The organism is Acetomicrobium thermoterrenum DSM 13490 (assembly GCF_900107215.1).
GTDB classification, from domain to species: domain Bacteria; phylum Synergistota; class Synergistia; order Synergistales; family Acetomicrobiaceae; genus Acetomicrobium; species Acetomicrobium thermoterrenum.
Genome location: NZ_FNPD01000004.1, coordinates 47,184 through 72,482, shown reverse-complemented (window position 1 = coordinate 72,482; position 25,299 = coordinate 47,184). Strand labels below are relative to the sequence as shown.

Here is a 25,299-nt window from a genome sequence, read left to right as displayed (position 1 = left end):
ATCATCATATGTAAATTAACAGGAGGCGTCGATGCGCTATGGATATAATTAAAGCACCGCGGGGTGTAAGGGATATTCTTCCCGATGAGGCTTGGAAGTGGGCCTACGTTTTAGAGACGTCGAGAAAAGTCGCAGGTTTTTTTGGTTATAATGAAGTACATTTGCCGCTTTTCGAACATACAGAACTTTTCTCCAGGGGTATAGGAGATTCGACGGATGTAGTGGAAAAGGAAATGTACACTTTTTTAGATAGAGCGGGTAGAAGCTTAACCTTGCGGCCGGAGCTTACGGCTTCAATGGTCAGGTGTTATTTGGAGCATGGCATGTCAAAGAAGGTTCAGCCGGTTAAACTTTGGAGCGCAGGACCAATGTTTAGGTATGAGCGCCCGCAAAAGGGAAGATATCGTCAGTTTTGGCAATTAGATGTCGAGGCTCTTGGTTCAGAAGCTCCGGAAGTCGACCTGGAGATCATTGCCTTCGCTATATATTTATTTAATGCGCTTGGCCTTTCCAATCTTGAAGTCGTGATAAACTCGGTAGGATGCCCTGTTTGCAGGCCAGGTTATAGAGATGCATTGAAAAGATATGTGGGAAGTAATTTCGATGCGTTATGCAACACATGTCAAAATAGATTTGAAAGAAACCCCCTCAGGATTTTGGATTGTAAAAACGAAAGGTGTCGTGAAATAATGAAAGATGCCCCGGGTATTGCGGATTATTTGTGCGTCGAATGCAGCGAACACTTCAAAAGAGTGAAAGAGGGCATGACAATTCTTGGCATAAACTATAAAGAAGATAAAAATCTCGTTAGGGGTTTGGATTATTATACAAAGACGGCTTTCGAGGTCCTTTCGGGGGAGCTTGGCGCACAAAATGCCGTATGCGGTGGCGGAAGATACGATAACCTTGCTGAAACGATAGGTGGACCTCACGTTCCAGGTGTGGGCTTTGCGGCAGGGATAGAGCGTATAGTCTTGACCATGGAAGGGCAAGGTTGCGATTTTGGTCAGCAACCAGGTATCGATGTATTTATAGTGACAGCTGATGACTTGGCTAAAAATAAGGCATTGAAGTTGCTCTACGACTTAAGGCGCGAGCAAATTAGTGTCGATATGGACTACACCGGTAAATCAATTGGCTCACAACTCAAAACAGCTTCAAATAGAGAAGCCAAACTTGCCTGTATCTTGGGCGGTGTCGAGATAGAGAAGGGCGTTGTTACCGTAAAAGATCTCAGGAAAGGTTCCCAAAGCGAAGTGGCGAATGATTCCTTAATAGATTACGTAAAGGCAAATTTAGCTGGATAGCTTGGCTATGGAGGCGAATTCAATGTTTGACGCAGTGTTCGATGAAAACTGGAAAAGGACCGTTTATTGTGGCAATGCAACCGAAGACCATATAGAGAAAAAAATTATTATAAACGGATGGGTGAGAAAGCGAAGGGATTTGGGTGGAATTATATTCCTTGAGATATGGGATCATGCCGGTTTAGTTCAGGTGGTCATTAACCCCGAGACGAACGAATTAGTTCACGAAAGGGCAAAGCAGCTGAGAAGCGAGTATGTGGTTGCCATCAAGGGTGTAGTTAAAAAAAGGCCTGCCGGAACGGAAAACCCATCTCTAAAGACCGGTAATGTCGAAATTATAGCCGACGACCTCATGGTGCTATCTCCATCAACTTTGCCGCCCTTCGATTTAAATGAGGCCAGCGCCATCGATGAGAATATAAGGCTTAAATATAGATATTTAGATTTAAGACGTGAGGTTATGCAGAGGAATTTGCGCCTCAGAAGCAAAGCGGCGAATTATACAAGAACGTTTTTGACGGATGCAGGTTTTGTTGAAGTGGAAACTCCGATGTTGACCAAATCGACTCCTGAGGGGGCAAGGGATTATTTGGTTCCGAGCAGGGTAAACCCTGGAAAATTTTATGCTCTTCCCCAGTCTCCGCAAATTTTTAAACAAATATTGATGATCTCCGGGTTAGACAGATATTTTCAGATAGTTAAGTGTTTCAGAGATGAAGATTTGAGAGCAGATAGACAACCGGAGTTTACTCAAATCGATATAGAAATGAGCTTTTTGACGGAGGAGGACATCTTTGAGCTAATAGAGGACTATGTGAAGGGATTATTTCGCGAGACTATAGGGGTGGAAATACAAACGCCCTTCCCGCGTTTAAGCTATTCAGAAGCAATGGAGCGCTTCGGTTCGGATAAGCCGGATTTGAGGATCCCCTTTGAGATTGTCGACTTAAAAGCAGTCTTTCAGGGCAGAGGTATTAGGGCTTTCGAAGTTGGAGAAAGAGGGGCAATTAAAGGTTTTGTGCTTCCTGGTGGAGCATCGCTGTCCAGACAAGAGATGAGCACTATTGAGGGGAAGGCAAAGGAACTGGGAGCCAAGGGGTTGGCTTATTTTCAGCTGGGGAACGAATTGAAAGGTCCCATGGTCAAATTCTTGGACGAAGATGGAAAGAAGCTCGTTATAGAAAAATCGCAACTTTCTCAAGGGAACGCTCTATTTGTAATGGCAGATCAAGATAGGAACAAAGTATGCGAGGTATTGGGACAACTTCGTTTGGAAGTCGCACGGAAGTACGATTTGATCGAAAAGGGCAAATGGGCCTTTCTTTGGGTGGTCGATTTTCCTTTATTCGAATGGAGCGAAACGGAAAACCGATATGTTTCCGTTCATCACCCCTTTACGTCTCCTAAAAACGAGGACTTGCACTTGTTGGAAAGCGAACCATGGAAGGTCCGGTCTCGTGCCTACGATATAGTTCTAAACGGTAATGAGGTCGGCGGAGGTTCTATAAGAATACATGACCCTAAGGTGCAGGAGAGTGTTTTTAAGGTCCTTGGATTGGACGAGGTTGAGGCAAAAAATCGGTTCGGCTTTTTGTTGTCTGCGCTTTCTTACGGTACACCGCCACACGGGGGGATTGCATTAGGGTTTGACAGATTGGTAATGCTCTTGGCCGGTGCCAAATCTATACGAGATGTCATTGCCTTTCCTAAAACTCAGAAAGCTCAGTGTCTGTTGTCCGGTGCCCCGTCTTATGTAGACGAGCGTCAACTTGAAGAGCTTCATATTAAGGTAACGGCCACTGATGAGGAGGAAGGTTAAAAAAGTGGGTTCTAGGTGCTTAAAGGGTCGAGGAATTATTCTTGGAGGGAGATTTGAAAATTGGATTTACGACTTAAATGGAGATGAAACGTTGAATGGCTTTATCTCCGCCGAGGGTTGGGAAGAAGCAAAACTTATGAATGCCTGGTATGAAATAAACAAAGACACTTCCGTTTTAGCAATGATATCTGATGAAAGTTTTGTTATTCGTCTTATGGGAATTGAATGTGATGAATCGGGTCATTACAGCTCATCGCGAATTAAGGTGGTGGCAAAATGCGATTTTTAATTATCAAAACCGGCGAGACAGAGCTTCTTAGGGATTCCGCCACAGGAGGCATTTCCGATGGCGAGGTGTTCAGGAGCGGAGTATTGCTTTCTCGTCTTTTGCCAGACAACGAAGTGTATTGGTATGGTGCCCCCGGAAAATTACAGGCGCTCTTTCCTCCTGTAGAAAATTTGCATTTTATAGATACATTGGAAGAAGCTCAAGAACCCGATGTCATTTTTTACCTCGAAAGGACTCAAATCCCTTTCTCTGAGGAGTGGGCATCCAAAATAAAGGGATTTTATTTCGACGGAAACCGTTGGCGAACAAGGCCAAGATTTCCGGAATTGGAGAACTTAATAGATTCAAACGAGAGCAGTAGGCATTCCCATCCTCACTGGCTTTACAAGTTGTGTGGCATGCAATGGAGAGGCGAGCCCTATTGGTCTTACATCCGTATACAGGGTGGCAATCTCCGTAAGCGTCCCTTAGTTGGGTTAAATCCTCGTGTAGGACTAAAGTGGCCACAAAAAGCTTGGCCCATGGAGTGCTGGTGGAGCCTGGCAAAAAAGCTTCAAAGCGCAGGATGCGAAGTCGCGTGGCAGCCGGGAGGAACTATGGTCGGTTATGCCGATTGGATTTATAACCTCGACTTGCTTATAAGCGTAGATACGCTCGGTCTTCACATAGCGCTCGGAGGAAGGGTCCCGGTGATAGGTCTTTTCGGCCCCACTTCTCCAAAGGAGATACCGAAATGGGGAGTAGGGCTATGGTTATGGGAACGGGGAGGAAAAATGACTCATTCCGTCGAAAGGGTGTTTTTTACAGCGCAGAGATATCTAAAATCTATAAAGAGCGGCTACGTAAAAGGGGTAATCGGGACATCCCTTTTGGACGACATGTCGTAGCGAGTTCGAAGCGAGCAGCATTGCTTGGACAAAATCCCCTGTGGATTTACCCTATAAACAGAAGTGTGAGGGTTACAGTATAATGTAAACGTATAATCTCTATACTTGCTTGGTTTCAAGAATTTTTTCGATGAGGAGGCGATGGTAAATGGCTAAAGTGACATATCTTGGGCATGCGGCCTTTTATATCGAGGGTAAAGGCTTAAAGGCGTTAGTAGACCCTTTTTTGTCGGGCAATCCTAACAGCGCTTGGAAGCCAAGCGATATAAAGGAGCTGAATTTCATATTTATAACTCATGGTCACGATGACCACTTGGGGGATACGGTTCAAATAGCCAAAGAAACTCTAGCCACTGTTGTAACTAATGCGGAGATATCCGGCTTCTTGTCCTCCAAGGGAGTTAAATGTCATGCTATGCACATAGGAGGAAGATACGCCTTTCCCTTCGGGCGGGTTAAGTTAACTCCCGCATGGCACGGATCCGGGATCACCGATGGGGACAAAATGTTGTATGGAGGCACTCCCTGTGGATTTGTCATCGAAGTGGACGGCAAAAAGATATACCATGCCGGCGATACAGGACTTACTGTGGAGATGAAACTTCTCGAAGCCGAAAACATAGACCTTGCCATCTTGCCCATAGGAGGAAATTACGTTATGGATATCGATGACGCCGTTAGGGCAGTCGAATTTATAAAGCCCAAAAAGGTGATCCCAATGCACTATGGAACCTTCCCCGTCATAGAGGCAGACCCCGAGGAATTTAAATCGAAGGTCGGATCCTTAGCCGAAGTCGTCATCTTAGATCCGGGACAAAGTTGCGAAGTATGAAGCATAATGAGTAATAACGGGCGAGGCACCCACTAATTTATCAAGTTTGGTTAGATTGGATTAATATCTAAGGCCAAATACCGGATGAAATATCCTTTCGTCGTGCAAAAATTGGACCTGTTCTTCCAAAGCCTCGTGGGCTGCCTCGCCCAACTCCACCGAAAGCACGGAAGTTAATATGTGGGCTAAAAACAATGGCCCGATAATGCTGCTTCCGAAGGTAGGACTTAGGGCGCTGGCGTAAAATTGGAGAGTGGCCACTGAACAAACGGGAGCGGCTGCAGTGTCGGTTATGGTAACGATTGTTGCCTTTTGAGATGCGCATTTTGTTATGGCCTCAGTAACTTCCACGACATAGCTGGGTAATTCGCAAACGATGACCATGTCCCCTTCTTTGATGCCACGCACTTGCTCTAAAATTGCCAAAGAACCGCGTTTAATGAGATGCCCGGCAAGCCCCATTACCCTGAAGCGCATATAGAAAGTTTCAGCTACCAGCGAGGAAATGCCCCAACCCATGCAATAGATGTTTTTCGCTTTTTTAACTAGTTCCACGAATTCGTTGATTTTTTCTCTATCCAGCATGCGCCACGTATTATCGATGTTTGCGTGCTCCGTGTCCAAGATATTGGGAAGCAGGCCCTCTCCCCGTTCTTTTGCCCTAGCCAACATGGTTACGGGATCTATTTGTTCCAATATGGCCTTTTGGAGGGCTGTCTTTAAATCGGCATATCCTTGGAAACCCAAAATTCTTGCCACACGGACCAGTTGAGCTTTAGAGACGTTTAATTTATCCGCCACCTCGCCTATTGAATAAAAAGCCACCTCTCTCATGTTAGACAGCAGATATTCTGCTACCTTTCTGGCTTTTTTTGGCAACGTCGGTATTTTATCTCTCAAAAGAGATTCTAGTTCTTCTCGGTTCATGCCCCACACCGTCCTTAAACGAATCAGATAAGATATTTTTGTTCAAAATTAACAAAAAAAGTTTACAGGTTAACTGTACAGATGTCAATCCTTCGAAGGGTTACTTTAAGGTACCAGTGCTTTCGTAGGAAAACTCGATAAGTTCTTGCCCGCTCTGGCAGAGCAATTTCCAATATCTATCCCGACTTTCGTTTTATTTTTATATCCCTGTCCCACTTTGATTTCCACGTTTTTTGGAAAGCCGACCTAACAATCCCTCATCTTTCAACCTCACAAGGGCGTAAATTAAACTACTGTAACATACAGAGCAGGGGGAAGGGATTTGCATATCGATCCAGTTGACGTGCTATAGGTGAAGCGGCAGCTGAGTGAATTGGCTTCCGCGATAATCCCATTTCTAATACCTTTGCTTCTTTTGGGTCCATTGATCTAACGCCATAATTTTATCTTTGAATTTCCCTCGGTCATTTTAAGCGTTCAGTGCAAGCACCAGATATAATTTGCTGCCCGTATCCAATTTAAATGGGATTGTAAAACTTCGAACGGCATCTTCTGCAGAGGGAACGGCGACGATAAATTCACCCGTCAAAAGTTGGGGTGGAGTGATAGATATTTCCTTTTCGTTGAATTTAATAAAGGCCTGACCGCTGATCATATTTGTCAACTCTCCAAAGGCGCTCATGGCAAGGGGGTCATTAAAATCCGGGTTGACAGCTCCTCCCGACATGGTGGTAACGATTTCACTAAATGCCTGCTCGTCGGCTAAAAGCCCGATAGTGCCATTGACGGTTGATGTTACGAAACCTATCAAAGCCGCTGCTCGATTGTTAGGAGCCTTAGTCTCAGGAGAAATCTCAGACTTGTCTAGGACGGCACTTATACCGAGGTTTTTGCATACGCCTATCAATGCGCCTGCAAAACTGTTAACTATCTTCGTTATTGTAGCTGTATCTGCCATGACTTTACCTCCGAAATAGATTTAAATAGAAAAATGTAAGCGTTAAACCCACTAAATAATACCACTATTTTTAAGCCCCGTGTTAAGCTTCAAAACAAAATGTTTCTTAATTTAAAGCAATAATTGGAAAAATGTTGCGCAATTATTATCTTCACTTGAGGTGTCTTTATGCGCTCGTCATGATAGAATTTTGTTCGAGACTAGATGGTTATTTCGAGGGGTGCCTTCGGCAATATTTACGATGCCAGGTTAGGCTACGAGGTATATATATCTTTTGCCTATATAAGCAGATTTGGGGGTGAATGTTTTGTTAAAGAAAATTTCTAGATTGTTGGTAGTTGTGATGATGGGGGCAATTGTCACGGGCATATCCATGGAGGCGATCGCGAAGCCTGTAGATCCCGTTGCGGGAAACCCCATAGCAAAGATAGCAGAGGAGGCATCTCCGGCTGTGGTCAATATAGATACGGAGACCATGGTAAAAAGGCCTCTTTTCCCCTTTGCCGATGACCCCTTCTTTAGGCAGTTTTTTGGCGACCAATGGGATAAATTCACTCAGATTATTCCCATGAAGGGGAAGGGCTCGGGTTTCATAGTTTCCAAGGACGGATATATATTGACCAATAACCATGTGATCGAAGGTGCTGACAAAATAACGGTATCCTTGGCCGACGGCAGACAGCTGGATGCCAAGATCGTGGGAAAAGACCCGACCTTCGATTTGGCCGTTATAAAAGTGACGGCAGGCAATTTACCTGTCCTTCCATTGGGCGATTCAGATGCCGTTCAAGTAGGTGAATGGGTAGTAGCCATAGGAAATCCCTTTGGTTTGGATCATACCGTCACTGTTGGAGTCATATCCGCTAAAAACCGCTCCATAAGAGCAGGTAATGTGAGTTTTGACGGGTTCTTGCAAACCGATGCGGCGATCAACCCGGGAAACAGCGGCGGTCCTCTTTTGGATTTGGACGGCAAGGTCGTTGGTATAAACACAGCTATCATACCCTATGCTCAAGGTATAGGATTTGCTATACCGGTAAACATGGCGAAAAGCGTAATTGACGATCTTGTAAGCTATGGCAGAGTTCGCAGAGGATGGCTTGGCGTTTACGTTCAGCCGCTTACGAGCGATATAGCTCAGGCATACGGGCTGAAGGTCGAAAAGGGAGCTGTAGTTGCAGATGTCGTTCCTGATTCTCCTGCCGACAAGGCCGGTATTAAGAGGGGTTTTGTGATTACTAAAGTAGATGGAGTTGAAATTAATGACGCTCAAGATCTGGTATTTCAGATACGCAAGCGTATGGCTGGAGACAAGATTAAGATCGAGATAGCAACTTCAAGCGGAAAAAGAAGCGTCACGGTGACTCTCGAGGAAATACCCGGTCAGACTGAGGCGCCTCGTCTTGAAGTTTCTGATTTGGAGGAAAGCTTAGGTATCGAAGTCTCTCCAGTAACTCCGGCTTTGAAGCAGAAATACAACATAGATAGCGAAAAGGGTGTCGTTGTTGTCGGGGTAAAGCCTGGATCGATAAGCGACAGAGTGGGCATTAGAGAGGGAGATTTAATCTTGGAGGCAAACGGGGTAACTCTAAAAACTGTGGATGACCTTAAGAAGGCATTACAAAGAAACCCTGATTCTGTTGTTCTTCTGGTAATGCGTGAAGGACGTACGTTCTTTATCTCCTTGCGGAAGTAAATTTTTCATATCAGTCGGAGGTGTATTTCATTGAAGGCGGAAGACGTCATTGTTATCTTAGACTGCGGTTCTCAATATACTCAACTTATTGCAAGACGCATCAGAGAGCAACATGTATTTAGCGAGATTCTGCCCTGGGATGCTCCTATGGAGGAAATACGATCAAGAAACCCTAAGGGGATAGTCATCTCCGGAAGTCCTAAAAGCGTTTTGTCGCAGGGGGCACCCACAATATCTGATGAGCTTTTTGATTTAGGGGTTCCCATTCTGGGCATTTGTTATGGGATGCAACTTTTATCTCATCTTTTGGGGGGCAGGGTGGCAAAGGTCGAATTGGCCGAATATGGTCGCGCAAAAATAGAGGTGCTGGACCTCAATGCTGCTATTTTTAGAGGTCTTCCGAAGGAGTTTTACGTGTGGATGAGCCATGGAGATACGGTAGTAGAACTACCGCCTGGCGCCCGCGTTTTGGCAAAAAGCGAAAGCGGTCTCATAGCCGCTATGGCGTTTACGGAGAAACCCATCTTTGGATTGCAGTTTCATCCGGAAGTAGCTCATACTGAACATGGAATTGAAATTTTACGCAACTTTCTTTTCGAAGTATGTCATTGTGACCAGACGTGGAATTTAGGTGATTGGGTGGAAGAACAAGTCAAGCAGATATCGCAAACAGTAGGCGACGGTAAAGTCATATCTGCTTTATCTGGGGGTGTGGATTCCACAGTAGCTGCTGTTCTTACTCAAAGGGCAGTGGGAAACAGGCTCTATTGTGTTTTTGTAAATACCGGTTTACTGAGGCTCAATGAAGCTGAAAACGTTCTTTCTGTCTATCGCAATGAATTAAAACTGAACGTTCGTTACGTAGATGCTTCGGAAGAATTTCTTAAAGCCTTAAAAGGGGTTACCGATCCGGAAGAAAAGCGCAAAGCTGTAGGCAGAACCTTTATCGAGGTTTTCGAGCGAGAAGCAGAAAAGGTTGGAGATGCCAAATGGCTCCTTCAGGGGACCCTTTATCCCGATGTGATTGAAAGCGGAAGACAGGGTAAGGGAGCATCGGTGATCAAGACTCATCATAACGTAGGCGGATTGCCCGAGGAAATGAAATTAAAGCTAATTGAGCCGTTAAAAGACCTTTTCAAAGATGAAGTTAGGGCTATAGGATCCATTCTTGGCATTCCTCGCTCTATACTAAGAAGACATCCCTTTCCTGGGCCGGGATTGTCCGTTAGATGTCTTGGGGAGGTGACACCTGAAAAACTTGAGCTGTTGAGACGAGCCGATGCCGTGTTCATTGAGGAGCTTGACGTCGCAGGCTATTACGAAAAGGTTTGGCAAGCCTTTTGTGTTTTGTTACCCGTTAGGAGCGTGGGCGTCACTGGGGATGAACGTACTTATGGTTATACCGTTGCGCTCAGGGCGGTTGAGTCGTTGGACGGCATGACGGCCGATTGGGCTTATTTAGATCGGGAGTTGCTCGATAAAGTTGCCCGCCGTATATGTAACGAAATCCCTGGAATTAATAGAGTGGTGTTAGATGTTACAAGCAAGCCGCCGGCAACTATAGAGTGGGAGTGATGAATTTGTAGAGAGGAGTGTGGCAGGGTGCGAAATAGGATTAGAGTGCTTTTCGTCTGTAGCAAAAATACAGCCCGAAGCCAAATGGGCGAAGCTTTGCTTAACGCCATTGCAGGCGACCGTTTTGAAGCGGAAAGTGCAGGATTGGAGGCAGGGGATAGTTTAAACCCCTTTGTCGTCGAGGTGCTGCAAGAGATTGGGATCGATATTTCAGCTAAGAAGACGAAGAAAATCGTGGATCTATACGAATCGGGAAAAACTTACGATTATGTTATTGCCGTCTGCGATGCGGCTCAGGCTGAGCTTTGTCCTGTTTTTCCGGGAGTAAAAAAACAACTTCACTGGCCCTTTCCCGATCCGGCTTCCTTTGAAGGAACAAGGAAAGAAAAGCTTCAAAGAACCAGAGAAATAAGAGAAGAGATGAAGGCCAAGATCGAAGAATGGATAAGAGAAATTACGTAAGACGCCATTGCCAGGATGTAAATTGGTGCAGTAAATAAAAACAAAGAGGGGAGTTTCCCCTCTTTGTTTTTCTCGTTAAGAACTATTCGTTACAGCAGCCGGGGCATCCGGCACATCCGTCGAGCTGCTCAAAAAGTTCCTTCATGAGTTTTTCCTTTTCCTCGTTGGAAACCTCTTTATTTTGTTTTCTTTCTTCGATCGCCAATTCATTTCCCTCCCATCTTTGCATTAACGCTTAAAGGATCGGAAAACCTGCCTCTTTCCAAGCTTTCACTCCGCCGCGCAATGCTTTTGCATTTGAAAAACCTTTGCTTTCATACTGAGCTGCCACACGGACAGCTGTGCCGTCATCAGGTCAGGCGCAGTAGAAGATTAGCTCCTTATCCTTTGGCAAGTCATCCTCCTTGCTTTGTAGTTCCTGAAGGGATATGGCTCCTTCGAGATGCACCTTTTTAAACTTATTTTCATCAGCATAGGCGCAAACCAAAAGTGCTTCCCCTGCCTTTACCTTCTTTCTCGCTTCTTCTATTTCAATTCTCTCCGGCATATTTCATCCCCTCCTCATGGTAAATATATGTTAGGTACATCTAAATTATATCAAATTTAAATGGTTTTAGCTATGTATCATCCAGGGAATAAAATTAACGGCTTCTGTCTTCATTACTAAATTTTACAATCCAAGGAATGACATCTTCACCATCTCGTTTCCGAGCAGTTCTTCGGAATTGCCGGATATTGTGATGCGCCCGTTTTCTAACACATATCCCCTATCGGATATCGCCAATGCTTCTGGGACATTTTGTTCGGTTAGCAAAATGCTTATTCCATATTCTTTTAATAAACTTAGCGTATTGAACACCTCGGATACAAGCTTTGGCATTAAACCCATCGATACTTCGTCAATCAAAAGTAGCTTTGGTTTCGACATCAATGCTCTCCCGATCGCAAGCATTTGTCTCTCCCCGCCGCTCAAAGTTCCGGCCTTTTGCTGCAACCTTTCCTTTAAGACGGGAAATAAAGAATAAACCAGGTCCAGATTTTCCTTTACGTCGAAGGCTTCTTTATGAAGGCTGGCTATTAACATCAAGTTTTCCTCCACTGTCAGATCTGGAAAAACTCTGCCCCCTTCAGGTATATAGGCAATCCCCATTTTAGCTTTTTTCCAGGGATGTTTTTTCGAAACATCCTTTTCTAGGAAAGATATAGATCCCCTCTGTAGAGGAACTATACCCATGATGCCTTTTAGCAAAGTGCTTTTTCCTGCTCCATTGGCGCCAAGTAAGGAGACAATTTCACCTTCGCCTACACATAAAGTTACGCCCCATAGGACTTTAATTCGATCATAAGCAATCTCAATATCTTGAACGTTAAGAAGCATATTTAACCCCCTTTGTTCCAAGATACACCTCAATCACCAAAGGATCGTTGGCAACTTCTCGCGGAGTTCCTTCTGCAATTTTATTTCCCCTATGGAGCACGACAATTCTGTCGCTCAAATTCATCACAAAACTCATTGTATGTTCTATTAGGATGATTGAAATCCCCAGTTTTCTGATTTTTTCTACCAGCTCGGCAAGTTCGTTTCTCTCTTGGTTGTTCAGCCCCGATGCAGGTTCATCCAATAATAACAACGAAGGGGCAGTTGCCAGGGCCCTTCCGATTTCAAGTTTTCTTAATAAACCTATAGGCAAAGAGGAGGCTAACTGATTTTTAGAATCGGAAAGGCCGATCAGATTTATAATCTCATCTGCCTTTTGCAGGATTTCCTTTTTTCGACAGTTTTTAAACAACGAAGAGATGTTGCCATGTAATTTGCAACCCATACCGACAAGTACGTTTTCTTCTGCTGTCAATAGGCCAAAGGGTTTAGCTATTTGGAATGTACGCGCTATCCCGAGCTTCGCCCTATAGAGGTATTGATTGACGAGAATAATTTTAGATAACTCTCCCAGCACCACGAAATACATCATTATGACTTGTCAATATTATATTAATAATTTAAATTATAGTTTTTCTAATTAGTTTAGGATAACTAGATGACTAAAATTTATATAAAAAACTATTAATATGTCGTATTCATATTTTATCATAGCAACGAAAAAATATGAATTATAGGAGCAAAAATGTTGTTCTTTATTGCACATCTTGATGTCGCTATGTAATATATATCGGCGAGGTTATGTGCTTTCGTTGGTTAAATTTTACCCCAGAAAAGGTGTTTGGAGGGATCGTTTATGTAAAACGGCCTGTTAATTGTCAAGGTTTTTAATATCAATTTAAAAGGAGGTTCATCGAATGTCTTGGGGTCTGATTAACGGCATATTTACAATCAATCTGGATGGCATGTGGACTACAGCTTTAGCTGCTGTACTGCTTTTGGTTGGTTATGGCTTGAGGCGACGAATAGGCATTTTAGAGCATTTTTGCATCCCTGCACCTGTTATAGGTGGTGTTTTAATGTCGCTATTAGTCTTGTTCTTGCACCACCGGGGTGGCAGTTCAATTAAATTCAACACTGCTCTTCAGTCTCCCCTGATGATAGCCTTTTTCACGACCGTTGGCATCGGAGGCAGCTTTGGACTGCTCAAGCGAGGCGGGAAAGCCCTAATCATCTACCTGGTGTTTTGTTGGGGAATGGCGCTTTTTCAAAATGGCTTCGGGGTCGGCTTGGCGAAGCTGTTGGGCATACATCCTGTTTTGGGTGTCATGGCCGGTGCTGTATCATTGGAAGGAGGGCATGGAGGAGCAGCAGCCTTCGGCCCTGTTGCAGAAAGTTTAGGCGTTTCTGGAGCACAAGTAGTTGCAATCGCTTCAGCTACATACGGGCTGATTGCAGGAGGTCTTTTGGGAGGCCCTGTAGCCAGGTGGTTGATAGATCGCTATAAAGTAACGATTAGTCCGAATGACGATGTAGTTTATATGCAACATCTACAAGAGGGTAAGGAGGAAAAGCGCGAGGGGTTTGCCAGTTTCGATTTTATAAAGATGCTGGCGCTCGTATTAGTGATAATGGCTCTCGGTAGTTTTGTAACGGGTAAAGTTAAGGAGTTGTACAATTTCAGTCTTCCCGGGTACGTGGCTGCCATGTTTGTGGCGGTGGTGTTTCGCAACATAAATGATCATGTGGGGTTCGTAAAATTGCACGACAAAGCCATAGAGTTAATCTCAGATGTATCTTTGGGTATATTTTTAACTATGGCGATGATGAGTCTGCGAATATGGGAATTATACGATCTGGCTGTTCCCTTGATTGTAATTCTTGTAATGCAGACGGTAGCAATTTTGTTGATAGCTGCCTTTTTGCTTTTCAGGATATTGGGCAAGGATTATGATGCTGCTGTAATGTGTGCCGGATTTGTGGGGCACGGAATGGGAGCTACTCCTAATGCGGTGGCGAACATGAGCGCTGTTTGCGAACATTACAATGTCATGTCTTACAAGGCTTTTTTAATCATACCTTTATGTGGGGCTGTGCTCATAGATCTTGTTGGTATTCCTTCTATAGTATGGTTTATAAATTATTTTGCAAATTAACACATATACGAATGTAATATAAACGTATAAGGCTATACTAAACCATATAATTACTATTTATCCCCTGAGACTTTTTCGATATTCTCAGGGGATAAATAAATTCAAGCTCATATGCGTTTTTGTAGTATCATTTTTACGTTAAATAAACGGAGGTGAAAGAGTGAAGTTATCCAAAAAAGCCAAAGCCTTTGTGTCCTGGAGCGGAGGAAAGGATTGTTGTCTGGCCATGCATATGGCGAGGGATACAGAACCCATCGTTCTTTTAAACATGGCTACGGAAGATGCAGGAAGATCTATGACACACGGACTTTCCGGTAAAGCCCTGCGACTGCAGTCCGACTGTATAGGATTGCCGTTGATTCAACAAACCACAACCTGGAATACCTATGAGAGAAACTTTAAAGATGTGGCAGGGAGGTTGAAGAAAGAAGGAATTGAAGCCGGCATTTTTGGCGACATAGATCTCGAGGAGCACCGAGCATGGATAGAGAGAGTATGTGCCGATATTGGCATCGAACCCATGTTTCCTCTATGGCAAAAAGATAGATCGAGCCTGTTGGAGGAACTGATATCTTCCGGATTTAAGGCCATTGTGGTGGCTGCAAAGGCAGAATTGATTAACGAGAAATATCTGGGGTGTCCTGTTGACCCTTCGTTCGTGGAATATGTCAAGGAAATAGCCATAGACATTAATGGCGAAAACGGAGAATACCATACCTTCGTCATCGATGGGCCTTTGTTCAAAAAGAAAATAGAAATTACTAAAGGTCAAATTATACATAAAGGTGGCTATATATTTTACGATATGGTGGAATTAATTACAAAAAAGAAAGAGATAGCGGCAAATGAATGAATTTGTAAGGACTCTTAAAAAGGTCGTCGAAACCAATTTAGGCGACGGTTTGCTGCTTTCGGGCGGCATAGATTCTACGGCATTAGCATGCCTTGTACCTTCAGCGATTGCCTTTACGATAGATTTTGAGTCCAAGGGTAAAGATATTGAATATGCTAAAAGGGTAACTGAAATTTTAGGTATGAAACATTTTTGCCTGAGGGTGTCTACTGAAGAAGCCATAGAAGCAATACCTATCGTCATAAAAATCCTTAAAACCTTTGACCCTGCCATACCTAACGATATCGTCGTCTATTTCGGCTTGAAACTGGCAAAAGAAAAGGGGTGCGTAAGTGTTATGACAGGGGATGGAGGCGATGAGCTGTTTGGAGGATATTCATATATGGCAGATCTCAATTTAAACGAATATATACCGAAAATAGCGCATAACCTCTCCTTTTCATCTAATAAATTGGGCGAAGTCATGGATTTAGAAATTAAGCAACCATTCCTTGATAAAGAGTTTATCGGCTATGCTCTTAAGATCGATTGCGATGATAAAATAAAGAAAATTGACGGTAAAATATATAACAAATGGATACTTCGAAAAAGCTTCGAGGATTTTCTGCCCCACGATATCGTTTGGAGACAAAAATCACCTCTTGAACAAGGTTCCGGAATGACTTTGCTTCGCGACATATTAGAATCTAAGATAACTGACGTAGAATTCGGGACAAAAGAAAAAGATTACAAGATTAAATTCAGGAGCAAAGAGCATCTGTATTACTATGAGATATATAGACGGGTAGTAGGTGAAATTCCTCAACCTTCCGGAGAAGAGCAAAGATGTCTCTATTGCGGTGCCGGTATTAGCCGAGGAAGAGATCATTGCCGAGTTTGTGGCGGAATTCAATCTCAGTGGCGTCAATAACAGCGCCAAAGTAGGCGGATTATTTGAATTGCTAAATTACATGTCACCAGATGGAAGCAATACAACCTCAAAAATATTTTTACAGCTAAATGTTTACTTTTTGCTTGACCGTGAGATAACAATTTAGTATACTATAGTAAATTGTTGATGTCTGCGGCTGGTTCGAACCAATAATTAATGATATTACAAAATATGGAGGTCGATGTGTCGATTAATGTTTTAAAGTAAGTGTACAGGAAGTGATTTTTATATGAGATTAAGGTTTTTGTTTAAGGTAAAATCCGGCGATAAGTTGGTTTTGGGAAGGAAAAATTAATATTTACTGCCCTATAATACCTCAAATATCATTAGTCTACATTTAATTCTTTTGACTTTAAAATTACTGTTTACTTGATAATAGAGTAATTTATGTTCGATCGAAACAAAGGATATTTGCAAATAACATAAACTTTATGGGCAAGCACGGCAAAGGTAAACCTATGAGTTTATGATCAATATATATGATGACTTTTCAGTAGCGGGGGGTGAATCAAATAATTCATGAGGATAACGATCGAATTTTCGCCGCTTGTGGATAGGTTGATTCTTCCTATTCACTATAACAGTTTGATTCAGGGATTTATATATGCCAACTTGGACAATCTAATCTCAGATAGTTTGCATAATAAAGGAGTTGCTTTCGGAAAAAGACAGTTTCGTTTCTTTACCTATAGTCGTATATATGGAAGATACTTTATTAATAGCGAAACTATCGAATTCACCGGCCCACTAAAATTACATATAAGTTCCATTCACGAAGATGTGCTCGAATCCTTCGTAAAACACCTCTTAATAAAAGGCAAAATACAATTAGGGTCACAACAGTGCGAGTTACTTCGAATAGATGTCGAAGAAAAACCAAAATTTGCCCGACCATTACATGTCAAAACCCTTTCTCCAATTACCGTTTACAGTACATTGACCGCAGGAGATGGACGAAAGAAGACCTATTACTACAGTCCTACAGAACGAGATTGGGAAATTCAAATTTTCACAAACTTATGGAGGAAAAGTCAGGCGTTAGGCATGGGATCCAGTGATCCAGCGTATTTAGCAGGATCAAGGATAAAACCAGTTAAGGTTGGCAAACAGGACCTTAGGATAATGAAATATCGCGACACCGTAATCAAGGGTTGGACAGGTATTTACGAATTGGACCTGCCGGAAGAATTTTTCTATCTCGCCTATGATGCCGGTTTAGGGGCAAAGAACAGCCAGGGGTTTGGGATGATTAAGACAGTTTGATATCAGAAGAATAGTGGGGTGATGCCTCGAATGGTTAATCTTCATTGGACAGGACATCCTTTTGTGGATGCAGGATTAGCAGCCTTGGCTGCTGCCGTACAGGTAAATAGTCTGGATGATATAACAGCCGATTCTTTGGAAACGGCCGTAAAGAAGCTTAAGCAAATTTTGCTCAGTGATCAAGCTTTGGGCATAGGCGTCGAAGGAGCGTTCGTAAGGAAAGCATTATCTCAAATTTTCCCAAATAGTGAACTCGTTAACCCAGCTAATTGGAAAAAAGGGAATACATATGAGGAAAAGGCAAAAGCAGTTCGTGAAAAATTCTCTGATGAATTAAAAAAAGAACTGGATCGTGCTCAGCAGTGCTTAAAAAATCATAATAATAGTAATGGTTATGATATTTGTAATATATGTGGCGAAAAGCGACCCAAGTCGTCGTTCTTTATCAGGCGCAAAGATAAGATGCCATTACTAGAAGGCATTGTTAACTATTATCCTGCTTTTTCACCTGGTGTTCGCATCTGTGGATTGTGTGCATTAGCTACGCGCTTTTTCCCGTTATCGGTAATGCGAACAGGAGTGCGAAATCGCTTGTGGTTTCTCCATGCTCAAGATCTCGCCATCTCAAAAAGGATTTCCGAGAAATACGGTTGGGAGCATTTTAACAGTGCTATTGCAGCAAATAAAACTTTAGATTTTTTTAGTAACTGGAATACTGCAGGAAACGAAGGAACTGTGCTTTACGTTTTATATAGTTTATTAAAAGAAATGCCTGATCAACTACGTCACATTTATGAGAACTCTCTTCCAACAACAGCCTACTTATTTTCCAATGATAACCGCGGTGGTTACATATCGGCATTACCTATTCCGCACGCATTAATGGAATTCCTGGCTCTACTTCAGGTGAAATCGCACAAAGAATTTAATCGTTTTTGGAAAGATTTATTAGAAGTATCGGGGATTCAAGGAAATGACGTTAAAGCCCGGATTCGTTACGTAGAGTCGATTTCCAAATTGTTACTGAATGGTGAATCAATTATTAAAGCCTGCTTGGATCACGAAAAACCTAAATTGAGAGGGGGCTGGGTAGGTCATCGGCTTTATCTTAAGGAGGTGAGAGAATTGCCGGAATCAAAATTAAATGTTCTAGAATGTTTGGGAATTTCTATAGCAAAAAGTGATGAATTTAAAAAATATGTAATGGAGTTACGCACTGCAAGAGATAATGAACTTTACGGAATCTTATTGCGTTATGTGAAAAATGGCTGGCTCAAACACGATGAATTTTATACTTTGCTTGCCCCCAATGATTACAGCATAATTAAGGAAATAAGAGATCTTTTATTAGCAATAATATATGATTATCATAACTGCAAAGAAGAAGGGAGGGAATTTGCCTTATCAATCACTACTATCAATATAACACCTGACGAAACCCTGTACCATCTTCAGAAAATAGGCAAAAAACTCATAGTGAATTTGAATAATCTTAAAAGATGGACCGGGAAACTGCAGATAGCTAAAACTGGCAGTGCCATACGAGGTATATACTTAAATTGTGTTCGATCAGGGGCAATGACCTTTGATGATTTTGTTTTTCTCGCTCCATTGGGTGACAGACGGCAACTTTGGTTGTTAAGAGATTATTTGCTTGCATTTTTATTTGAAAAAGTTAGGGAACTAACGGAAGAAGAGGAAGAATATAGTGAATATAATGAAAATGGAATTATATTTCAAAATATAGGAGATGAAGAAGTATGACGTATCCAGTAATAACAGGATCGATATTGATCGAAGCCAATGGGGCAGCTTTGAATAATGCTGGCCAAGCTGAGGGGCTTAGAGTAGATAATGCAATTGCAGTAAAGCAAATACGCGTTGGTAGACTTTCCTATCCTTATGTATCTGGACAAGCGTGGCGACGCTGGTTGCGCGAGGTTCTTTATACGGATTTTAATTGGACACCCAGTGAGGTTACACGGGAAGCAAAAAGTGCTTACACAAAGGGTGATCCAATTACTTATGAAGAAGATGACCTATTTGGCTATATGGTTGCACGTAAAAGGGGAGAAAAAACTGGTAAAAAAAAGAAAAAACAGAGCGATGAAGATGCAAATTCTGCGGATAACGCTGAGGAAGGTGTTGGTACATACCGCCGTATATCCCCACTGAAAAATAGCTTATTGATTTCCTGTTTGCCTAATGTTATAGCCAATGACTTTGGACATTTTTCGCGAAATCTTCCGCAGGATACTGACATGATACCATTTGAGGCAGAACATTATTCCACTTATCTACAAGGGGTTTTCACTATCTCGCTTAACGATGTTGGACGTTTCATGGTTGGTGAAATGTGTGATATCTCAGAAGATATAAAGGAAAAACATAAAGAAAAACTTATAGATGATCCCAATAATCAAAAAGTTTTTTGGTTGCCGAAAGAGGATAGAATCAAACGCGTTCAAGAAGTTCTTAAGGCAATGGCTTATTTACGCGGAGGCGCCCGTCTTGCTCGTAACTTATCGGATGTATCTCCAGTGGTTGTATTAGTTGGTTCTTTAGATGGGGCGAATGCTCCATTTCAAAGAATATTTTCAGCAGACGACAATAACGAGTCTGTTATTCTTAACATTGAAAGATTGGAATCGGTAATTAAGGATTACGAAACCCGTTTTTTATCAACCAACAATACCCAACCGTTGTTGCTGGGATATAGACCTACAGTCTTGGCTAATGAAGTCGAGGTCTTGAATAAATTTGGTGACAGTAAATCTATAGAAATCGTTGGGACTCCACAAAAGGCGCTAGAAAAGGCAGCAGATCGGGTTGAGGCAATTTTCTCTTTACTTGAAGAATAAAGTTCTCTCTTGCACAAAATCATTCAATATAAAAAATTCTGTATGATTGTTTTGTATTTATGGAGGTATATTCAGATGTATAGCTCAATCCGTATAAGGATTTCAGCTTTAACTGCTTCATTTAGAGTGCCTGCTTTTGTAAGCCATCAGCTTACTTTAACTGTTCCTCCCTTATCGACAATTTTTGGACTGCTTTCTGCGTCTGTTGGTCGTTGGGTATATCCAAAAGAAGTCGATTGGATTGCGTATAGCTTTGTATATGAAACTAAAACTACAGATTTAGAGGCAATAATCAATGTTCAACGTAAAGAAAATGAGGGTAGTATATCCTTTGGTTCTAGAAATGTAATACAACGAGAGTTCCTAACAATGCCTAGTCTTACGCTTTATTTACCGCCCATGTGGGAAGAGCATTTTCGATGTCCACGTTACACGCTACTTTTAGGACGAACACAAGATGTTGCATGTGTCGAAAGCATTGAGCATATTACTTTACAGCATGTTGACGTAGGCAAAGTAAAGGGAGTATTGCTTCCCTATCACATAGTGACACAAAATCACGCACCTGCCTGGCTTCAAAATTTACCCATTATATTTACAGACGAACCAAAGCGAACTCCGTTGGGAGTGCAAATTTTTGGAGTCGTAGATGCTTATAGACCGGCAACTTTGACAAATGTTACTCACTGGTTAGTTAGGGATGCCGATATCGATATGGAAGTTCCTATTTATACCCAGGAGTGGATGCTCAATGCCGTCCAGTGAACCTTTGGCAAAATCGGAAGTTAGTGAAATTACATTAAAACAGCATTTAAAAGAAGTATACCATTATGTTAATACTGTTATCGAAGCATATACATCAGTTTGGCACACGGTGCTTGATCGAGATTGCGTGGATCAGCTTGCTAATGCACTTAAGATAGCGGCGCTTTCCCATGACCTGGGAAAAGCAGCTAAAGGTTTTCAGAGAGCCTTAAGTGATCGCAAATACCGTTGGGAATTTCGACATGAGGTTTTGTCGACCGCACTATTGCTCGCTTCCTTTGACCAGGCAAGAAGTCATTTGGGAAATCCGTCCAAAGAAGTGATTTGCTTAGCAGCCAGTGCAGTGCTCACACATCATCGCGAAATACAAGACCAACAGCTCAATAGTGATGCAGGATTAGCTTCCTTGCCAACGCCGAAGGTAATGTGTGAGATCGATAAGAAATTTAAAGAAAAAGCCCATGAACTTGAGGATGCGTGGGATTGTCTTGATCAATTTTGGAAAAGCCATTCAGAATTTAACTTTTTAAAATTTCCCGACAACCATGACTTTTTAACTCCACCTAAGGACTTCCTAAAACAAATACAGGAACAAATACAAGACCTGCATCCTTTTTACGATAGCAGGGTTCTTGTCCTGATTTTGATGCGAGGGTGGCTTATGGCTGCAGATCATGCTGTAAGTGCTGGTGTGAAGGATTTTAAAGTTTTTTTACCAACCATTTCTTTATCCCCATTACGTCCTTTTCAACGATACTTGGGAACGTATAAAGGAGATATGTTTTTAGAGGCTCCTACAGGTTCAGGTAAAACCAATGCAGCTTTGCTGTGGGCCCTTAATAACCGTATCAAAGGCGAGAGAATATTTTATATCTTGCCGTATCAGGCTAGCATTGAAGCAATGGCAGATACACTTGAGAATATATTTGGGCGAGAAAATGTAGGTGTTTTACACTCAAGGGCTTTAGATTATGCTTTTAGAGAGCATTTTGAGCAGAGCGAAAGTTATCAAGAGTCGGAATCTTATGCAAAAAAAGATACTGCATTAAATCGCCTTGCACACAAACCTATTAAAATTACGACACCCTTTCAACTGCTTAAATGGTTTTTTGGTATTACACGTTTTGAAATTGGCATAAGTGAAATGACAGGTGGCATATTTATTTTCGATGAAATTCATGCATATGATACTCATGTTACAGCCTTGATTGTAGAGATGGTTAAGATATTGAAGAAAATGGGCGCTCGTTTGTTATTTATGAGTGCAACATTTCCATCTTTTTTAAAAGAACTGTTACGTGAAGCTGTAGGCTATGAGATCTCTTCCACCTCATTGGAAACATGCAACCAAGATGACTGGACTAAAAAATTTCTCACTTTGGCTAGACATCGAATACGGTTACATGATACGTCCTTGGAAAACTTACTCGGAGAAATAGCAAAGTCAGTTAAGGATGGCAAACGAGTTCTGGTGGTAGCTAACCGTGTAGCACAAGCTCAAGATATTTACTGTAAGTTAAAAGAAGATCTTAAAGGCTATGATATCAGACTTTTGCATTCACGTTTTATACGCCGTGATCGTGTTGAGAAAGAGCAAGATATCATCAAAGCCCTTAAGTTCGAAAATAGCGAAGAAGTACAAGTTCTTGTGGCAACACAAGTAGTTGAAGTTTCTTTGGATATAAGTTTTGACGTTATATATACTGAAATAGCACCAGTAGATGATTTGTTACAACGATTTGGTAGGGTAAACCGCTATGGCCATAATCCAGATGGAGCAGAGGTGCATATTGCTACTGAATTTGATCAGAAACGGCTATCTAATGTATACGATGAAGAAATATTAATTGGTACTCTTAAGAATGCTCCTCATGATGGGACTCATTTAACAGTAGGAATTACGACTGAATGGGTCAGCAAAGTTTACGAAAATGGATGGCCTAACAAAGGTCAAAAACGTTATGAAGAGGCAAGCGTCGCCTTTCAGCATGTAATTCAAGCATTACGGCCATTTCAAGAATTACAGGAAGGAAAGGAAGAATTCCATGGCTTATTTCAAAGTGTAGAGGTATTACCACGATGTCTTTATGATGAGTATAAAGAGGCTTTAATTCAGAAACAATATTTGCTAGCCAATGAATTATTGGTACCCATTAACCTGGGATCATATCATATGCTTAAAGCACAAGATCGTATTATAATGACAAAAGATGGTGTAGTCATTATTGATGCTACTTATGACTGCAATTTAGGGCTATTGTTAGAGAAATCAGAGGATAATGCATATATTATTTAGAGCAAATAAAGAGTCTCAAAATCCTATTTACACAGGTACACAAATTTACTATTACGGAGTGTGCCATAGAAAACTTTGGCTTTATTCACACCACTTAGAAATGGAAAAGTCGAGTGAGAAGGTTGCTTTAGGAGCTCTTCTTCACGAGACAAGTTACCCGCGTTTAAAGAAACATGAGGTGTTGATTGATTCTTTAATCAAAGTTGATATTCTGGAAGAAAGCGGCAAAGTTCTCGAAGTAAAGTATTCTAATAAGATGATAGAAGCTTCAAGATTGCAAGTGCTTTATTATCTTTACTACTTGAAGCATAAGGGGTTTGATGGGCTTGTCGGTGAATTACGTTTTCCACGGCAGAAAAGAAAAGAAGACGTGATACTGACCAAAGAAAAGGAAATGGAAGTTGAGGCAGCCTTAGAAGATATAACGCGACTAATAGGACTTCCTAGCCCACCTGTTGTTGAATGGTCTGGTATGTGTCGCTCTTGCGCTTATGTGGAGTTCTGTTGGGGGTAGAAAAAATATGAAACAGACGATGTATATACTTTCAAGCGGAACCCTAGAAAGACAACAAAACACGATAGTTTTCAAGGACGGCGACGGCAAAAAACGCTACATGCCGGTAGAAACGATAGCTGATATACAGATATTTGGCGAACTGGACTTTAATAAACGATTTCTTGAGTTTTTGACGCAAAACGAAATCACGATGCATTTCTTTAACCATTATGGTTATTATATAGGTTCGTTTTATCCTCGAGAATACTATAATTCTGGTTACTTAATTTTAAAACAATCAGAACATTATTTGGATTCACACAAAAGAATGGACCTTGCAAGGCGATTCGTCTCTGGTGCAATTAACAATATGAAAAAAGTTTTAGAATATTATGCAAGAAGAGGAATCGATGACCTTTCGAATACGTTGGAAGAATTAAATCAAATTAACCCTGCGGTGGAAATGCAAAATTCCCCTGAAGCATTAATGGCAGTCGAAGGTAATGCCCGTGAGATTTATTACAGTGCCTTTGATATCATTGTCGATAATGAGGATTTTGCTTTCGCAAAAAGAACGCGGAGGCCGCCGCAGAATCGTCTGAACGCATTAATTAGCTTTGGAAACTCCTTGCTTTACGTCACGGTTTTAAGCGAGATTTATAGAACTCATCTCGATCCAAGGATCGGATTTTTGCATGCTACCAACTTTAGGCGTTTTAGCTTGAATTTGGATGTTGCAGAAATTTTTAAACCCATTTTTGTTGATAGGTTAATATTTACTTTAATAAATAAAAATCAATTGAAGGCAAAGGACTTTTCCTCCGGCGTTGAGGGAGTTTATCTATCTGAATCTGGACGACAAAAGTTTATAGAGGAATGGGAAATGAAGCTAAGGACGACCATAGATCATCCAACGTTAAGACGGAAGGTATCCTATCGCAGATTAATTAGGCTCGATTTATACAAAATTGAAAAACATCTTCTCGGAGACAACCCCTATGAGCCTTATACAGCAAGGTGGTAAAAGTGTTTGTGATCATGGCATATGACATTAATGTAGAACGTGTAACGAAGGTACTTCACATTGGAAGGCGATATCTTAATTGGGTCCAAAATTCCTTGCTCGAAGGGGAGCTCACAAAAGCGCAATTTGCCAGACTTAAAGCTGACCTATGTAAAATTATTGACGTTGAACAAGATTCTGTCGTTTTTTACGTATTACGGCAAGAACAATATCTTGAAAGGCAAATTTTGGGTTTAGACAAAGGAGGGCAGACGATGATGATATGATTCGTCGACCCTCGGTAGTGCAAAAACACCCAGGGATCGACACAGCCCAAAACCGATGGTAAACTTAGCAGTGATCGCATTTCTTTATTGTGAAAAAGCAATTTGACTCCTCATTGCTTATTACCTATAATCATGACAACCATGGTATATGAAGTTGGTTTGTAGTCTACCTATGAGGGATTGAAACTATCCCTGCCAATACCAGAGTGCGTACCGAGTCGGGCGTTTGTAGTCTACCTATGAGGGATTGAAACGACA

General features: G+C 41.8%; 25 protein-coding genes. 19 read left to right on the top strand and 6 right to left on the bottom strand.

What is annotated here, in order from left to right; translation table 11 throughout:
- Nucleotides 1-38 precede the first annotated feature (38 nt).
- The 5 genes from hisS to BLU12_RS04330 all read left to right on the top strand — a co-directional run bounded on the left by hisS (nucleotide 39) and on the right by BLU12_RS04330 (nucleotide 5,134).
- Nucleotides 39-1,307, top strand: a complete 1,269-nt coding sequence (gene hisS, locus BLU12_RS04350) for a histidine--tRNA ligase (protein WP_091460875.1) — start codon at nucleotides 39-41, stop codon at nucleotides 1,305-1,307.
- Between the two features lie 22 nt (nucleotides 1,308-1,329).
- On the top strand, nucleotides 1,330-3,126 hold the full coding sequence (gene aspS / locus BLU12_RS04345; protein WP_200778707.1) for an aspartate--tRNA ligase: 1,797 nt from the start codon (nucleotides 1,330-1,332) through the stop codon (nucleotides 3,124-3,126).
- A 4-nt stretch (nucleotides 3,127-3,130) separates the two neighbouring features.
- Nucleotides 3,131-3,415, top strand: a complete 285-nt coding sequence (locus BLU12_RS04340; protein WP_234945447.1) for a hypothetical protein — start codon at nucleotides 3,131-3,133, stop codon at nucleotides 3,413-3,415.
- A complete protein-coding gene (locus tag BLU12_RS04335) occupies nucleotides 3,403-4,302 on the top strand; it encodes a glycosyltransferase family 9 protein (RefSeq protein WP_091460870.1) in 900 nt (299 codons plus the stop codon). Before BLU12_RS04340 ends, BLU12_RS04335 begins: the two co-directional genes overlap by 13 nt.
- A gap of 148 nt (nucleotides 4,303-4,450) precedes the next feature.
- Nucleotides 4,451-5,134, top strand: coding sequence for a metal-dependent hydrolase (locus tag BLU12_RS04330; protein WP_091460868.1), 684 nt, complete (start codon nucleotides 4,451-4,453; stop codon nucleotides 5,132-5,134).
- 60 nt (nucleotides 5,135-5,194) lie between these two features.
- On the opposite strand, the gene BLU12_RS04325 is transcribed toward BLU12_RS04330, so the two are convergent.
- Complete coding sequence (locus BLU12_RS04325) at nucleotides 5,195-6,061, bottom strand: MurR/RpiR family transcriptional regulator (protein WP_091460867.1); 867 nt, start codon at nucleotides 6,059-6,061, stop codon at nucleotides 5,195-5,197.
- A gap of 469 nt (nucleotides 6,062-6,530) precedes the next feature.
- Nucleotides 6,531-7,019, bottom strand: a complete 489-nt coding sequence (locus BLU12_RS04320) for a chemotaxis protein CheX (RefSeq protein WP_009200347.1) — start codon at nucleotides 7,017-7,019, stop codon at nucleotides 6,531-6,533.
- Nucleotides 7,020-7,392: 373 nt separating this feature from the next.
- Here BLU12_RS04320 and BLU12_RS04315 point away from each other — a divergent pair, with 373 nt between their 5' ends.
- Genes BLU12_RS04315 through BLU12_RS04305 form a run of 3 tightly spaced genes read left to right on the top strand, consistent with a single transcriptional unit; the run spans nucleotide 7,393 to nucleotide 10,752 of the window.
- On the top strand, nucleotides 7,393-8,715 hold the full coding sequence (locus BLU12_RS04315) for a Do family serine endopeptidase (protein WP_407638646.1): 1,323 nt from the start codon (nucleotides 7,393-7,395) through the stop codon (nucleotides 8,713-8,715).
- Nucleotides 8,716-8,745: 30 nt separating this feature from the next.
- A complete protein-coding gene (guaA, locus tag BLU12_RS04310) occupies nucleotides 8,746-10,290 on the top strand; it encodes a glutamine-hydrolyzing GMP synthase (RefSeq protein WP_091460865.1) in 1,545 nt (514 codons plus the stop codon).
- A gap of 27 nt (nucleotides 10,291-10,317) precedes the next feature.
- The gene (locus tag BLU12_RS04305) at nucleotides 10,318-10,752 is read left to right on the top strand and encodes an arsenate reductase ArsC (protein ID WP_091460864.1); all 435 of its coding nucleotides are present in this window, start codon (nucleotides 10,318-10,320) and stop codon (nucleotides 10,750-10,752) included.
- 82 nt (nucleotides 10,753-10,834) lie between these two features.
- On the opposite strand, the gene BLU12_RS10170 is transcribed toward BLU12_RS04305, so the two are convergent.
- The 4 genes from BLU12_RS10170 to BLU12_RS04290 all read right to left on the bottom strand — a co-directional run bounded on the left by BLU12_RS10170 (nucleotide 10,835) and on the right by BLU12_RS04290 (nucleotide 12,707).
- Nucleotides 10,835-10,957 (bottom strand): hypothetical protein, encoded by a 123-nt coding sequence (locus BLU12_RS10170; RefSeq protein ID WP_262349428.1) that lies wholly within the window; start codon nucleotides 10,955-10,957, stop codon nucleotides 10,835-10,837.
- 150 nt (nucleotides 10,958-11,107) lie between these two features.
- Nucleotides 11,108-11,299, bottom strand: coding sequence for a rhodanese-like domain-containing protein (locus BLU12_RS04300; protein WP_091460862.1), 192 nt, complete (start codon nucleotides 11,297-11,299; stop codon nucleotides 11,108-11,110).
- A gap of 123 nt (nucleotides 11,300-11,422) precedes the next feature.
- The gene (locus tag BLU12_RS04295) at nucleotides 11,423-12,130 is read right to left on the bottom strand and encodes an ABC transporter ATP-binding protein (RefSeq protein ID WP_091460861.1); all 708 of its coding nucleotides are present in this window, start codon (nucleotides 12,128-12,130) and stop codon (nucleotides 11,423-11,425) included.
- Nucleotides 12,120-12,707 carry an ABC transporter ATP-binding protein gene (locus BLU12_RS04290; RefSeq protein WP_234945445.1) on the bottom strand — a complete coding sequence of 196 codons (588 nt, stop codon included), beginning with the start codon at nucleotides 12,705-12,707 and terminating at the stop codon, nucleotides 12,120-12,122. Before BLU12_RS04290 ends, BLU12_RS04295 begins: the two co-directional genes overlap by 11 nt.
- A gap of 340 nt (nucleotides 12,708-13,047) precedes the next feature.
- On the opposite strand from BLU12_RS04290, the gene gltS reads away from it, so the two are divergent.
- The 11 genes from gltS to cas2 all read left to right on the top strand — a co-directional run bounded on the left by gltS (nucleotide 13,048) and on the right by cas2 (nucleotide 25,041).
- A complete protein-coding gene (gene gltS, locus BLU12_RS04285; protein ID WP_057940641.1) occupies nucleotides 13,048-14,286 on the top strand; it encodes a sodium/glutamate symporter in 1,239 nt (412 codons plus the stop codon).
- A gap of 160 nt (nucleotides 14,287-14,446) precedes the next feature.
- Nucleotides 14,447-15,139 carry a Dph6-related ATP pyrophosphatase gene (locus tag BLU12_RS04280; RefSeq protein WP_091460859.1) on the top strand — a complete coding sequence of 231 codons (693 nt, stop codon included), beginning with the start codon at nucleotides 14,447-14,449 and terminating at the stop codon, nucleotides 15,137-15,139.
- Nucleotides 15,132-16,049: an asparagine synthase C-terminal domain-containing protein gene (locus BLU12_RS04275; RefSeq protein WP_057940639.1), complete on the top strand. Its 918-nt coding sequence runs from the start codon at nucleotides 15,132-15,134 to the stop codon at nucleotides 16,047-16,049. Before BLU12_RS04280 ends, BLU12_RS04275 begins: the two co-directional genes overlap by 8 nt.
- 540 nt (nucleotides 16,050-16,589) lie before the next feature.
- Nucleotides 16,590-17,333 (top strand): CRISPR-associated endoribonuclease Cas6, encoded by a 744-nt coding sequence (cas6, locus tag BLU12_RS04270; protein WP_091460858.1) that lies wholly within the window; start codon nucleotides 16,590-16,592, stop codon nucleotides 17,331-17,333.
- A 30-nt stretch (nucleotides 17,334-17,363) separates the two neighbouring features.
- Entirely contained in the window at nucleotides 17,364-19,097 is a 1,734-nt protein-coding gene (cas8a1, locus tag BLU12_RS04265) for a type I-B CRISPR-associated protein Cas8b1/Cst1 (protein WP_091460856.1), read from the top strand.
- A complete protein-coding gene (cas7i, locus tag BLU12_RS04260; protein ID WP_091460854.1) occupies nucleotides 19,094-20,194 on the top strand; it encodes a type I-B CRISPR-associated protein Cas7/Cst2/DevR in 1,101 nt (366 codons plus the stop codon). The genes cas8a1 and cas7i overlap by 4 nt, the downstream gene beginning before the upstream one ends.
- Before the next feature lie 75 nt (nucleotides 20,195-20,269).
- Nucleotides 20,270-20,959 carry a type I-B CRISPR-associated protein Cas5b gene (cas5b, locus tag BLU12_RS04255; RefSeq protein WP_159428502.1) on the top strand — a complete coding sequence of 230 codons (690 nt, stop codon included), beginning with the start codon at nucleotides 20,270-20,272 and terminating at the stop codon, nucleotides 20,957-20,959.
- A complete protein-coding gene (locus BLU12_RS04250) occupies nucleotides 20,946-23,255 on the top strand; it encodes a CRISPR-associated helicase/endonuclease Cas3 (RefSeq protein WP_091460850.1) in 2,310 nt (769 codons plus the stop codon). The genes cas5b and BLU12_RS04250 overlap by 14 nt, the downstream gene beginning before the upstream one ends.
- Nucleotides 23,239-23,769 (top strand): CRISPR-associated protein Cas4, encoded by a 531-nt coding sequence (gene cas4, locus BLU12_RS04245; RefSeq protein ID WP_091460848.1) that lies wholly within the window; start codon nucleotides 23,239-23,241, stop codon nucleotides 23,767-23,769. The genes BLU12_RS04250 and cas4 overlap by 17 nt, the downstream gene beginning before the upstream one ends.
- Nucleotides 23,747-24,775, top strand: coding sequence for a type I-B CRISPR-associated endonuclease Cas1b (cas1b, locus tag BLU12_RS04240; protein ID WP_327020377.1), 1,029 nt, complete (start codon nucleotides 23,747-23,749; stop codon nucleotides 24,773-24,775). Before cas4 ends, cas1b begins: the two co-directional genes overlap by 23 nt.
- 14 nt (nucleotides 24,776-24,789) lie before the next feature.
- On the top strand, nucleotides 24,790-25,041 hold the full coding sequence (gene cas2 / locus BLU12_RS04235; RefSeq protein WP_200778712.1) for a CRISPR-associated endonuclease Cas2: 252 nt from the start codon (nucleotides 24,790-24,792) through the stop codon (nucleotides 25,039-25,041).
- Nucleotides 25,042-25,299 lie beyond the last annotated feature (258 nt).